This window comes from Neorickettsia risticii str. Illinois (assembly GCF_000022525.1).
Lineage (GTDB): Bacteria > Pseudomonadota > Alphaproteobacteria > Rickettsiales > Anaplasmataceae > Neorickettsia > Neorickettsia risticii.
The window spans coordinates 582498-595339 of the sequence record NC_013009.1 but is presented as its reverse complement, the minus strand read 5'-3'; the positions used below and the strand labels follow the sequence as shown (position 1 = coordinate 595339).

Genomic DNA, 12842 nt, shown 5'->3' with positions numbered 1-12842 from the left:
ATGCGATGTATTGGTAGAGATAGATCGGTTGTTCAAAATTTTTTTGTCTTTCTCATCTACACAAGAGGTGTTAGCTTATTTTTCTCACTTACACTTCGGTAAGGGGTAACAGCTTCTATCTTCTTTTTATTTATGTGCAGTGAGAGGCGGCGGTTTATCTTTCCTACATACAACTCTCGATAGGAGAGGATAATTTCGGTTTGTTCCCACGTGCTATACGTTCTAGAGTGTATTCCTTAGAGGTGTTTAGCGCAAAGGATGGCCGTGTTTAGGAGATTTTTTATTGTCACTATGGTAGAATTCATGCAAGCGTTTTTGAAAATTTAGTTAAGGATTATGGAAGGCTCAGGTGGCGGTGGCATGGGTTCAGTGCAGCAGGCAATGCTCCAATCCAAGATGGCTAAAGAAGGTGGGAGTGGGGGCGTTGTGAACGTTGCTGAACCGGTAAAGGGTGTTAACACTAGTGTTATTTCTGCACAAACTGGTAACATAGATCAAGTGGGCCAGCAGATCGGCGGTGCAATGGGTCTTTTATCGGGAAACCTCCTCGAAGGGATGTTAAAACTCTCCGACCTCAGCATCTTTAATTTACCAGATGTGGTTAGCCAAGCTAGAGAGTTGCAGTCAGAATTAGCCCAACAAGCCAGCAGGGTAGCTGGTGTATTAAGGCTTGAGGGCGTTTCTCCGCCTGTTCATCAGAGTGCAGGTCCGATTTTATCACCTGATTCTACACCTAGTTTGGGACCGAGCGCGGGTCGAGGTATTGATCACTAATGCATCAAAGATCTGGATTCCGTGAACTATGAGTGGTTTGCTTCATTCTCGTAACCTTCAGCAGTATGTTTGCCATCTGGCGGAGATCTCCAACTGGGAGACTGTTGCAGTGGGGGATCATCTTATCGTTTATAATGGCGTCAAGGACTCTTTGTTCAATTATGTGTTTTGCTCGGGTGCAATAACTGAATCTGAGTTTGTAACGATTCTGGCGAAGCTCAATGAGCGTGGTTGGGACATGTCTTGGGCTGTTGAGCCAGGTATGAGCGTCCTAAAAATGTACCTAGGTAAGTATAATATCAGGCGCACAAGTAATCCGAAAAAAGCTTTCCTGGATCTTTCGAGATATACAATACCTTCGGGTAAGATTGATACTTCTGTCAAATTTACGCAGATTTCCACACTCGAAGAAGTACAGTTATTTGATGATTTATCGTCGAGAATTTTCTGGCATAGGCCCGGGGTATTAGTGCCATCATTTCGAGGTATAGGAGAAGCTGATCCGAATAGGCTTCGATTTTTTCTCGTTTCTTTGGATGGCAAAATCGTGGGGGTGTGTGGTTTCTATCTTGATGAACGCGTAGCGTGTTTTTATGCTGATGGTGTGCTTCAGGAATATAGGCAACGTGGTATAGGAGTGCAATTGGTACTACAGCGGCTTGCATTGGTTAAGGAGCTAGGTTGCGATGTAGCAATTGCTCACTGTATCAATCCAATTTCTGAGAGCTTATACAGGAAAATGGGTTTCAAGATGCTCGGCGGGCTAGGATTGTACTACTCAAAGTGTGCCTGAGTACATTCCATGTTTTTCTGATGAATTTGTAGCTGCTTTTTCCTGTTGTATGCTTCTGAGTGCTGTATTTTTAGAAGTGCAGGCAGCAATAATTTCCAACTAGGCGTCACTGAGTATATATCGATTTTGTGTGCGCTTTTTTATTGTGTAGTTTCAAGAAGTGTATTTTTAGAGAAACCAGGAGACGCATTTGTGACTGGATGTCATTAGGTGAACAGAAAGCAATGCGTCTTTTTCCTGTGATACTAAGAGAAATATTGCTGGGGAAGTAAGTAGGTACATTCACTTAGACATCGACAAGTATACATCAGAGATTGACAGAGTAGGTACGCCATATGATCTCACACTTTCCACCGACAGTACTATGAAAAGTAGACTATAGTCTGTTAATTCTTGGTGTTTTCATGTGTTTCCACCGCCACGACCTTTACCGCGATCCGTCTCGTGTGTTTCTACGTTTCCTACAGCTACTCTTGACGCTGGTGCCGTTTCAGATGGATTTAGGCCTTCAGGAGAAAAAGGTACTTTGCTCTGAGGAAAAGGTCCAAAAGGGTTCCGACAGCTCGCTGCTTGTCTAATTTTTTTCAGGTATTGCATCTCTGGCGAAAGACTCACTGGAGCTGCCAGGGGAGCAGTATCTTTTCCTGGGGAACTTGTACCAGTTCCTCCTTTTCCCGCATTATTTGACGTATCTTTTCCACCCTGTGCTCCAGATGTTACGTCTGCAGATGATTTTTCTTCACTCTCTGAAGAATCTATGAAGCCTTCAGGTAGGAACTCTTTTAACGTTACTGGTTTTCGGTGCTTTGGATGTGGCATGCGTAGTGTTCTAACCGAATAGTTTATTATAGATTTAATTTATTAAAAATCCGATTAATTTTCCTTTACTATTTTATTGACTGCAACCAGAAATATTCCTTACTGAATTATGACTTGAGTCACTTAGCACCACTTATACCGCTGAACGACAAGGTATTAATCCATCGGTTAATTTTTATTTGCTGCAACCAAAAATATTCCTAAGTGAGGCATGACTTGGGCACTTATACCATTGAAGGACAAAGTATCTCGAGGTTATTCATGCTGCTAGTTGCTTAGGTACTGATTTTTTTTGAAATGTTATACTGATCTTGCATCATGCCCTTGTGCTCCTTCCCCTGGTTCGGGATAGTTAATATTTCCCTGTGGTGATTGCTCGGCTTCTTGTATATCAATTTCCAATCCTAGAATCCAACAAGTGCATAAAAAGCAGAGCAATATGGAAAGTGGGAATAGCAAAAGATGTAAACCAATTTCCCCATTCCCGGGAGAGTCAATTTCGTGTTCTTGATCTAGTTCCCTCAAATCCGGAGTACGTATGGTCCGATTGAGGGAAGACGAGATCATGTGATGCAATAAAAAAATGCAGACAGGGTGTGAGCAGGGTAGCAAAAATAATGATAAAGAGGTCAAGTGAATTTGGGTCTGCTGCGGTACCTACATTAGGCACTTCCACAAGATTTAGAACTGTAGATGCGGCCCCTTCGTTGTCAGGTGTATTTTGCGTAGGAGTGTACTCGTCTTCTTGTGCACTTGCCTGTGCTCCCTGAGTATCCGCTTCATCTTCTGATGTGCTGACGTTAAGATGGTTACTAGGATTCCACACATTTCTTTGTGTCTTAGGCTTCAACCAAAACCCTTGCCTTCACCATGCCCTTCTGCTTCTGGATCATCAAGTTCACCAGCAAGTTCCCCTCTTTCTTGTTGGTTATTTTCTTCATGCTGTCCTGTATCTGCTCCTCCACTCTGTAAAAATCTTCTCACTCGCCTGCCTGCGTATCCAAGGGAACCTACTGTTGCCGTTACAAGTGCTAGTAAAGCATACAAGAACCAACCCACCATCAACATGTAGGAGGGATCGATTTGTGGTAGAGGGCTTTCTTTTTCTCCGTTTCCTTCTGGGGAACTTACACCCTGCATGCTTCTAGCCTGATCTCTTATATCAATAAGCGATGCCCGAAGTATGTAATTTAGACAAAATGCAGCAACAATGAGTATGCAAACGTACTGAAGCTCTTCTCCTTCCTCACCTTCTGGAATGGCTCCTTGTGGTTCGGCACCGTCCAGTTGATGGGTATCCTCCCCTCCTACGCTGCCTGTCTCTTCCTCAACACCTTCATGCGGACCCCCCCCCGCTGCTCTTATGCGCCTACGTCTTCTTCGGGCTCTCCCAGCTGCTTGTTGGCTGCAGCCTTCTTCTGTGCCACTTTGGTTTCCTCCTACGACCCCTTGTTGATCATCATTTTGTTCCTGGTTCCCCTCCTGCACTACTTCAGCACCTTGAGCTGGGTTCTGATTGTCATTTCTCGTATCTCCATTTCCATTGGCATGAGGATCTTTACCACTTGAGTTTAACATATTTACTTTTTTATTATATGAATAAACTGCTAGCAGGTTCCGAGTGAAAACTCAAGAGAGATCGCGCTGTCTTTGTCCTGCTTCATCTACACTTGGGTCGTCAAGCCTTCCTGGACCTCCCCCGCCTGGTGCTCTTGTATCTCCTCTTCCATTGTCTACTTCTCTGCCTCTCCTCAAAAGAAAAAACGCTAAAATGATCACAACGAGATATATTATCACTGCGCATAGCAGTAGGGGATTAACCTCATTAGCTTCTCTTCTAGGTGCTTCTCGGTTGCTTTCCCGTGTCTGTCTAGTTCCTTCACGAAGGCAAAAATTTCCTGTAAGCAGTAATAAAACAAGAACAATATAATGGAAAGTACTTCCTCCCGGACCTTCGGCATGTCCTTGTACCGCTCCTTCAGTCCCTTGTCGTCCACCCTCTTGTTGTTCGCCCTCTTGTTCTACATCCTCTTCAATCGTTGCTAGAACTTGTTGCCCTCCACCAGATGTTTGTGAGTCCTGCTGTTCTGCTTGTTGTTCATCCTCTTCCTCAATTGTTTCCGGTATAGAAAGACGTTTTCCTCGACGACCACGGCGATTTTTATTTCTTCTTCGGCTTCTTCTTTCAAGAGCTTGTTCTCCTCCCCCGTGACCATGGCGATCTCTGTGTCTCCTTCGGGCTCTTTTAGTGCCTTGTTGTTCACCTCCTTGTTCTTGCTGTCCCACAGCACCTTGTTCTCCACCAGATGGTTGTAGAGCATCCTGTTGTCCGCCTGCTCCTTCTATGGCACCTTGTGGTTCACCTTCTTGTCCTGTGCTTCCTACAGTACCTTGTTCGGGGTTTTTATCATTATTTCCTGTGCTATCACCGTTTTGATTAGAATCTTTACCACTTGAGTTTAACATATTTACTTTTTTATTGTATGGATAAACTGCTAGCAGATCCTGAATGAAAACTCAAGAGAGATCGCGCTGTCTTTGTCCTGCTTCATCTACACTTGGGTCGTCAAGCCTTCCTGGACCTCCCCCGCCTGGTGCTCCTGGATCTCCTCTATTTCCCTCTTCAAGGCCTAGAGAACCTTCTCTATACATCATCCATGCAAAAATTAACGTAAGCAAATACAGTATTCCAGCGAGGGCAAATAGCACAAGGGTAATAGGTCCTCCAGACTCCGTGCTCCTTTCATGATCTTCTTCATATGCCGTTCTGATCCCTTCGCGAAGGAAAAGATTGCCCGCAAGCGTGCATGTAACAACCCCAATAGGAAGGCGAGGATCTCCACCTGCCGGCTGTGGACCTTCGTCAATGTTGTGTGCTTCTCCACCCCCTTGTTGTTCTTCTTCTACACCCTCTTCGATTGTTGCCAGAACTTGTTGTCCTTCGTGACCATGGCGATGTCTATGTCTCCTTCGGGCTCTTGTAGTGCCTTGTTGTTCACCTCCTTGTCCTGTGCCTCCTACAGCACCTTGTTCTCCACCAGATGGTTGTAGAGCATCCTGTTGTCCGCCTGCTCCTTCTATGGCACCTTGTGGTTCACCTTCTTGTCCTGTGCCTCCTACAGCACCTTGTTGTTCACCTCCTTGTTCTTGCTGTCCCACAGCACCTTGTTCTCCACCAGATGGTTGTAGAGCATCCTGTTGTCCGCCTGCTCCTTCTATGGCACCTTGTTGTTCACCTTCTTGTCCTGTGCCTCCTACAGCACCTTGCCCCGGGTTTTGATTATCTACTGTGCTATCACCGCTCTGATTAAGATCTTTATCATTTGCGCTTAACATATTTATTACTTTCTATTTCACTAAACCATATCAAGCAAACATCAACTAAAAATTTAATGATGATTTTGCCCTTCTTGGTTTACCCCATCTGCTCTGGGTTCGTCAAGTCCTCCTTGAGGAGGTGGGGGTGGTTCATTTCCGCCTTGTCCTTCAAAAAGGCCTAGTGCATCAAATGCGAGATATGCTAGACACCATATGCACATTTTAAGTATCGTGCATAAGGCCATTAGTATACCAAGCATCACCAACGGCATATTCAGCAAAAGTACTGCACCCTCTCTGAGTGCTGCTAGTCGTCCTTCTCTATGTACAATTCTTTCTTCTGGAAACATTCCACCAAATGGACCTGCTCTTAGTAGATGTCTGCGGAAAAACATCCGCATACGTGGAGTGGAAGCATATGCAAACCCAGCAGCACAGATGATTGCAAAAAGACCATATGCTCTGGCAAGAACAATACGATCTTCTAGTAGCGCGGCTAACTCCTGTAATGGGTTGTCCTCGGGATGTGGTTGGGCACCTGCTCCTCCTACGGCACCTTGTTCTCCATCAAGCGGTTGAGGGTCATCGTGTGGGGCACCTGCTCCTCCTACAGCACCTTGTTCTCCATCAAGTGGTTGGGGGTCATTTTGCTGTGCGGCTGCTCCTCCTACAGCGCCTTGTTCTCCATCAGGCGGTTGAGGATCATCTTGTTGAGCCCCTTCTTGTTCGTGCTGTTCTGCGGCACCTTGATTCTGCTCATTTACTGGGTTTTCCTCGTTTTCGTTAGGATTAAGACCTCTATCGTTTGGGTTTAACATGCTCGTTTTTCTATATTACTAAACTATATTAGCTAAAAACTTAGTCAAAATCTCGTCCTCCTTGATGGGCTTCATCTGCTCTTGGCTCGTCAAGTTCTCCTTGAGGAGGTTGGTGATCATTGTTGTTATCTCTCCTTTGCTCTCTAGAAAGGCTTATTGTGCCAGTTGCAAGCCATAGTCCAAGTGCTAAAAAGAGTACAATTCCAATGGCCAGCATACATAGTATGCAATCCCCAAGAAGAGATGTGATATTGGCAGTACGTGTTAATGGTCTTTGTGGTCCTTCCATTCCCTCAAGGTCTTCTGGTCTAAAATGCCCTGTGGCAGTTAGACGTCGGCGAACTATACTTCGTGAACGAGGGTTTCTGAGAAGTGCCCATGCAACAATTAAGAATGCGTACCAAATTCCACTTCCCTCGGCGAGAATACCAGCTGTTCTTGTTATGAGGACACCCTGGTTGAATAACTGCAAAGCAGGGGTGTGAGCGGCATATGCAGCTTCTTCGTGCTCGCTTGCTCCTCCTATGGCACCTTGGTCTTGATTATCATCTGGGTTTCCACTGTCCCTATTAGGACCAGGATTTCTTCTTTGTTCTCTAAGAGGGCTTATTGTGCCAGTTGCAAGCCATAGTCCAAGTGCTCCATAGAGTACAAAGAATGCGGCAAGCACAAGTGCTGAGAGATCTCCGAAAAGAAGTATCGCGCTGCTGGTGCGTGTCAGTGGCCTTCGTGGAGCAGGGCTTTCTATTGCTGCAAGGTCTTCTGGGCTAAAACGCCCTGTTGCAGTTAGACGTCGGCGAACTGCCCCTTGTAAAGCAGGGTTTCTGACAAATGTAAGTGCAGCAAGGAGGAAAGATGTACTAAATCCATATCCAAGTGCAAGAGAGTAGCCTGTTATCCTTACAACGCCTCTAGGGCTAAATAGCTGTGCAGCAAGCCTTTGAGGGATAGATACAGCTTCTTCGTTACTACTGGATTCTCCTACGTCTGTACCTTGCTGTACTGCTCCTCCTACAGCACCTTGTTCTCCATCAGATGATTGTGGGTCCTGCTGTTCTGATTCTTCTACAGCATCTTGCTCTGATTGTTGTTCACCCTCTTCCTCAATTGTGTCCGGTATAGAAAGAGGTTTTCCTCGAGGACTACGGCGACATCTACTTCTTCTTCGGCTTCTTCCTTCAGCACCTTGTTCTCCCTCAGGCGGTTGGGGGTCATTTTGCTGTGTATCTGTTCCCCCTATGGCGTCCTCTGCCTCTTGAAAGATCTCTTCCTCTTCACTACTACTGGGCTCTTCTGCGTTAGCAGCTTGCTGTGCATCTGCTCCCCCTGCGGCACCTTGCGCATCTTGAAAGATCTCTTCCTCTTCGCTACTACTGGATGCTCCTACATTGTCATGTTGTTGTTCTGGATTGTTTTGCTCTTCGTTGCCGTGCCCAGTTGGGTTAGGCTGCTTACCAGTTGGATTATCCATTTACTTGAACCTTTGTTAAAGGTAAATAATAGTTAAATTATTAATACTTTTTATCGCTGAAAGCACTATTAACTTTTTAGCAAAATAGATTACTTGCTACGAGTGCCTTGATTCTCTCTAGGTAGAGATTGCCTCTTGATCCTGCGAAGTTTATTCTGGTTGACAGTGCTAAATTTGCTAAAGGAGAGTTCTTTTACCCGCATTATTTGGCGGACTAACAATACCCTCCTCTTCCATTTTTTCAACAAGTTTTGCGGCCTTGTTATATCCAATTGAGAGTCGTCTTTGGATGTAACTGATCGAGACCTTATTATCTTTTCTTACTATTTCGACTGCTTGGGCATAGAGCGAACCAAAGTCGTCGCCGCCAGCGACACTGACTGCTACATCTTCATCTGATTCCTCCTCGAGCATAATGTTCTCGTTGTACTGCGGACTGCCAGATTTTTTTAAATATTCTGCAATTTTCTCCACTTCGGAATCACTTACATACGGTCCGTGTATTCTTACTGGTGCTTGGCCAGAGGCCATGTACAGCATGTCACCACGTCCAAGAAGTTGTTCCGCTCCCTGTTCACCAAGGATAGTCCTACTATCAATTTTTGAGGTAACCGCGAAACTGATTCTAGTTGGGAAGTTTGCCTTAATTACACCAGTGATGATGTCCACCGACGGGCGCTGTGTTGCCATTATTATATGAATTCCAGAAGCTCTAGCCATTTGTGCTAGTCTCTGTATGGATGTTTCAATTTCCTTTCCTGCAACAAGCATTAAATCTGCCATCTCGTCAACTACAACTACGATAAAGGGTAACTTCTCGAGTTCCATGCTTCTTGTACGAGTGAGTTTCTCTTTTGTCGTAGGATCTATTCCAATTGTCTCCTCATATTCGAAAAGCTTACCTTCCTCAATGAACTCTTCAGCTTTTTTGTTGTAGCCTTCAATATTTCTCACAGAGAGTTTTGTCATGAGTCGGTAGCGTTCTTCCATTTCCTTGACTACCCACTTTAGAGCGACTACAGCCTTTTTAGGGTCTGTTACAACAGGCGAAAGTAAATGAGGAATATCATCGTAAATGGATAGCTCAAGCATTTTTGGGTCTATCATTATGAGCTTGCATTTGTCGGGTTCAAGTTTGTATATCAATGAGAGGATCATTGCGTTTATTGCCACGGATTTTCCGGATCCTGTTGTGCCTGCAACCAAAAGATGTGGCATTTTTACAAGATCGACGACTACTGGTTCACCATTGATGCTTTTACCTAGTGCTATGGGGAGGACCTTATTATGTGTCTGGTACTCATGTGATTCTAAAATTTCTCGCAAGAGTACGACTTCTCTGTGCTTATTTGGAAGCTCTATTCCAATTACGTTTCGTCCTGGTATGATCGAGATTCTTGCCGAGATAGCACTCATTGTTCTTGCAACATCTGCTGAAAGGGCAATGATTGAGGATGATTTTATGCCAGCTGCGGGCTGTAGTTCGTATAGCGTCACTACAGGTCCAACTGTGATCTCGACCATTTTGCACTCTATTTTAAAGTCTTCTAGTACTTTTCTTAGATTCTCACCTTCTTTTTGTGTATCTTCTGGTTGTTTAGGTTCAGGGTTACGTTCCTTAAGTAGCTCAAGCGGGGGTATTGTGTTTGTCTTGATAGAAAAAGTACTGGATTTGGATTTCTTCCTGATTTTGTGAGACGTAAACTTTCTCATAATGGAGCTTTCTTTGAGAGAGGAAAACTCGCTTGTTTTTTCGGTTTTGACATGTTCTTCATCAACCGGAATAGAGTTCTTCTGTGAAAATGATTTTGTACCCGATGATTCTATCCTCTCCTTGAGTGATGATTTTTTCTCGGGTCCAATCGTAGGTGTTAGAACTTCATGGGAAGCTTTCTTATCTATTTCAGGCAAAGTTTGACCTTTATCTTCTTCATTTGCGTGTGGCTCCTTCTCTTTGATGAGGTTGTATGTGTACTTTACAGGAAGGTCTTCTTCCAGCATCTCGTTATGTATATGCCCTTTTTGTGTAACCGTGTTGCCCTTATTATTGTGCGACTTGGGTTTTAATTTCTTCTTCAGCAGTAACAGCGGTAACGAGGCGAGCACTTTCACAGTGCGAAATACTTTTCTTATAACTTTTTTCATTTTCCTGATCGTGAGGAAATTGGAAATCCATAAGCCTAGAATGATTGTCAGCGCTATCAAAAAGTGTGACGCGTGTTGGTGGTCCAAATAACTTGCGAGTAATGAACCTACGATTCCCCCGTATGAGCCGAATAGCCATTCATCGGAAGGTGGCACCTTTGACAGTAGTGTAATTAGTATAAGAAGTAACACTCCTAGGAGTGTTACTTTCCCTCTGGAAAGGGCGAAACTGCATATGAGTAGCGCACAGAGTAGATAGAATCCCACTCCGATTAGAGTCATTAGATAAGTTGCTGCTAACCGACCGAAAAATATCAATTTGCTGCTGTGTGCTTCTGCTGCAGTGGTAAAGGAAGGTATGTTCTCACCACTTTTTAAGCTGCAAATGATTAAAAAAAGCAATCCAAGTCTGCACGTGATTGATAAAAGTATGTAAAGAAAGTTTTTGATTTTTCGTACCATCCTCGCTGAGCCCTGTCTTTGATACGGGTTAGCAGTGTAGCATTGATTTAAGACCACTTTAAGAGAGCGAAATACCGAAAGATGGATCGGTAAATGGCCTTAGCGCAACTATGGAGACACGTTATTGTGTGAATCATGAGAATACTTGGGTACGTACCACCCGGGTAGAGGTATGTTACCTTTGACTGTTATTTTTGCATTGCGTTAGGCCTAGACATTGGATTTTTATGGGAACATGCTTTACTCTATACATTGCCTAACTTGCTATATAAATGTTTTCCACGGTAGAAGAGGTAATACGCCAGCTTAGAGAAAGAAATAAGCCTTTTGTTCTTGTTGACTCCGGTGATAGAGAGAACGAGGGTGATATAGTGGTACCAGTTCAAATACTGACGAGCGAGATCATGAATTTTGTAATTACACAATGTCGTGGTCTTCCATGTGTCTGTGTGACTAAAAGTTTATGTGAAAAACTCGAGTTAGAGCTAATCAAGCGATCTGATTCATGTGAGTCTTCCAACGTTGCTAGATTTGTCACTACCATAGAGGCAAAAGAGGGTGTGAGTACAGGAATATCTGTTCGTGATCGTGTTCGTACAATGCGTCTGCTGGTAGATGATGATGTCAAAAAGGGTCATTTTGTTTCACCTGGGCATGTATTCCCCTTAATGATAGAAGAAGGAGGGTTGATGGTGCGTTCTGGCCATACCGAAGGTGCTGCGACTTTTGCTTGTTTAGCTGGTTTTAAACCAGAATCCATGCTGTGTGAAATACTTGATGAGGCTGGTGATGCAGCTAGACTGCCCTATTTAAGCGAATTTGCAAAGAAGCATGATCTTTGCCTTACTAGCATAGATCTTTTAATTGCTTATCTGAAAGAGAAAGGTAGTAGCATTCTCTTTTAATTAGTCAGACGATGGGGATTCTTTATGGAGCTTCTTAGGGGGTGTTTCTCTCTTATTGGGGGGTTCCTTTGTTTGTCTGTGATTGCTCGTTTTTCTCCTAATGCAGTCATCTATGAAAAGCTGGTTCGATCCTCGTGGTATATGCGTTTTATGTTCTGGGTGGTTGCGGTTGATGTAGCGCTGTTATAGTGGTCTACTTTAGTTTCCTTCTGCGCGGCAGATTCTTTGCTGTCGCATGTGCGTTGCAATTTTTTTACTTGTTTTACTATATCATTGTAGGTCAGTTTCTCGTTTTTGTGGAAAAGAAAGTAGCTGAAGAAATTGTCAATGAGATAAAGCGTTCTATCAGAGAAGCATTAGCAAGCTTCGATGGTGCAGATTCTAAGTACTATCAAAGACTCTACAAATACTTTTACGAACAGCAGAAGAAGATTGCCCAGATATCTGGTCTCCCACTACGCACTATTGAGGAGATAGTTATCCTTGTGGGCAAGAAAAGGGTTTTGCCAATCGGAAAAGAATTATTTAAAGAGGAAGTCCAGTATATTATCGAGAATCTAAGTTCTTCAGATACAAGAGAGAGGGACCAGCTTAGAATTAGGGAAAAGGAGCAAGAAGAGGAAAGGGAAGACGAGCAAGAAAGAAAAGACGAAATCGAAGAAGAACTTGGAACCGATTTGCTTGCAAAGCTATCTGAAAGAAAGCAGAAGCAAGATGCAAAGGAAATTTTAAAGAGATTACTCATCTGCATGATTGCAGCGAGGATGGACCCAAGACGTAGGGCTGGTGAAAGCATAGAGTCAAATGCTCGAAGCGCAAAGACATACGGAAGGGAAGGGCAAGTTTCACTCAAAGATCTCGTGAGGGCAGGTGTTGTTAGTGCAGCCGTTTTATTGAGGTTAAATGCTCAAGGCATTTCTGGTAATGCAAGTCTTTCGGTGAGTAAAATTCAGTCGTTCATTGCTACTCAGTTTGAATCTATTATTAATCTGATTAGGGGAGAAGATTTCGGACGACTTGCAACAAGAGTTCCAAATAGGTCTCAAGGGTTGCTTACCTTAGCTAAGGTGAATAATAGTCTCGGTATTTTCACTGAGAAAGCCTCCAATGTTGGTGTTGGAAGCAATATCAGTGCTGGATTCACACCTTTTGTTGACAGAAAATCCAAGGAAAGTGATCGGGGTAGGTAAGTTCTTGATTGTATGCGCGAGTTCTACAAGATGAGATATCTTGTTTTTTGGTTATGAACACAAACATATGGGAAAATGCTTCTTAGATCTTTTACGCCGTGTCGAGCAGTAATTCTAATCAAATGAGTAGTACTTGTGTCCTGCCTC

The 12842-nt window shown here is 43.8% G+C and carries 11 protein-coding genes and 2 pseudogenes; 4 read left to right on the top strand and 9 right to left on the bottom strand.

Features of this window, described 5'->3' with window-relative positions; translation table 11 throughout:
• Nucleotides 1–336: 336 nt before the first annotated feature.
• The gene (locus NRI_RS02755) at nt 337–774 is read left to right on the top strand and encodes a hypothetical protein (protein WP_015816497.1); all 438 of its coding nucleotides are present in this window, start codon (nt 337–339) and stop codon (nt 772–774) included.
• A gap of 28 nt (nt 775–802) precedes the next feature.
• Nucleotides 803–1567: a GNAT family N-acetyltransferase gene (locus tag NRI_RS02750; RefSeq protein ID WP_015816496.1), complete on the top strand. Its 765-nt coding sequence runs from the start codon at nt 803–805 to the stop codon at nt 1565–1567.
• Between the two features lie 402 nt (nt 1568–1969).
• Here the strand turns inward: NRI_RS02750 and NRI_RS02745 are convergent, their stop codons facing one another.
• The 9 genes and pseudogenes from NRI_RS02745 to NRI_RS04290 all read right to left on the bottom strand — a co-directional run.
• Nucleotides 1970–2386 (bottom strand): hypothetical protein, encoded by a 417-nt coding sequence (locus tag NRI_RS02745; RefSeq protein WP_015816486.1) that lies wholly within the window; start codon nt 2384–2386, stop codon nt 1970–1972.
• 300 nt (nt 2387–2686) lie between these two features.
• Nucleotides 2687–2953 (bottom strand): hypothetical protein, encoded by a 267-nt coding sequence (locus tag NRI_RS04180; protein WP_148205720.1) that lies wholly within the window; start codon nt 2951–2953, stop codon nt 2687–2689.
• Between the two features lie 279 nt (nt 2954–3232).
• On the bottom strand, nt 3233–3964 hold the full coding sequence (locus NRI_RS02735; protein ID WP_015816485.1) for a hypothetical protein: 732 nt from the start codon (nt 3962–3964) through the stop codon (nt 3233–3235).
• A 51-nt stretch (nt 3965–4015) separates the two neighbouring features.
• A complete protein-coding gene (locus NRI_RS02730; RefSeq protein ID WP_015816494.1) occupies nt 4016–4852 on the bottom strand; it encodes a hypothetical protein in 837 nt (278 codons plus the stop codon).
• 51 nt (nt 4853–4903) lie between these two features.
• Complete coding sequence (locus NRI_RS02725) at nt 4904–5722, bottom strand: hypothetical protein (RefSeq protein ID WP_015816484.1); 819 nt, start codon at nt 5720–5722, stop codon at nt 4904–4906.
• Between the two features lie 53 nt (nt 5723–5775).
• Nucleotides 5776–6522, bottom strand: coding sequence for a hypothetical protein (locus NRI_RS02720; protein ID WP_015816493.1), 747 nt, complete (start codon nt 6520–6522; stop codon nt 5776–5778).
• A 40-nt stretch (nt 6523–6562) separates the two neighbouring features.
• Nucleotides 6563–7993: a hypothetical protein gene (locus tag NRI_RS02715; RefSeq protein ID WP_015816483.1), complete on the bottom strand. Its 1431-nt coding sequence runs from the start codon at nt 7991–7993 to the stop codon at nt 6563–6565.
• Nucleotides 7994–8170: 177 nt separating this feature from the next.
• Nucleotides 8171–8341, bottom strand: a pseudogene (locus tag NRI_RS04295) (DNA translocase FtsK); the annotation flags it as partial.
• Between the two features lie 78 nt (nt 8342–8419).
• Nucleotides 8420–9706 (bottom strand): annotated as a pseudogene (locus tag NRI_RS04290) (DNA translocase FtsK); the annotation flags it as partial.
• Between the two features lie 1166 nt (nt 9707–10872).
• On the opposite strand from NRI_RS04290, the gene NRI_RS02705 reads away from it, so the two are divergent.
• Both NRI_RS02705 and NRI_RS02700 read left to right on the top strand, forming a co-directional pair.
• A complete protein-coding gene (locus NRI_RS02705; protein WP_015816490.1) occupies nt 10873–11505 on the top strand; it encodes a 3,4-dihydroxy-2-butanone-4-phosphate synthase in 633 nt (210 codons plus the stop codon).
• 296 nt (nt 11506–11801) lie between these two features.
• Nucleotides 11802–12695: a hypothetical protein gene (locus tag NRI_RS02700; protein WP_015816489.1), complete on the top strand. Its 894-nt coding sequence runs from the start codon at nt 11802–11804 to the stop codon at nt 12693–12695.
• Nucleotides 12696–12842 lie beyond the last annotated feature (147 nt).